Origin of the sequence: Veillonella parvula (genome assembly GCF_024461875.1) — a bacterium.
In the GTDB taxonomy this organism is placed as follows: domain Bacteria; phylum Bacillota; class Negativicutes; order Veillonellales; family Veillonellaceae; genus Veillonella; species Veillonella parvula_I.
The window spans coordinates 1-249 of record NZ_JANGAL010000083.1 but is presented as its reverse complement, the minus strand read 5'-3'; the positions used below and the strand labels follow the sequence as shown (position 1 = coordinate 249).

1 protein-coding gene is annotated in these 249 nt (G+C 40.6%); it reads right to left on the bottom strand.

Annotated features, from left to right (window positions below; genetic code table 11):
- The coding region (locus tag NE668_RS09955; RefSeq protein WP_256196848.1) for a discoidin domain-containing protein at positions 1-249 on the bottom strand (249 nt) is incomplete at both ends.

Sequence of the window (249 nt, the reverse complement as noted above, 5' to 3'; positions counted from 1 at the left end):
CAGCCGCCGTAGACGCGGAATTATATTCCATATAAACGCGGACGATTCTCGCTTCTTTTCCTTCCGCCTGGTAAACTTCTCCCTTTTCAGCATCACAGGAATCTTTTGATGTCTTCTCTGCCAGTTTATCAAAATCTCTTCCGTCCATACTTGTATAGATCGTATACTGAGAATATCCATTCTCCGGTGTATATACTTCTACCGTATCAAGGTTATAATTTTTCTCCAGATCAATATCTACATAAGACG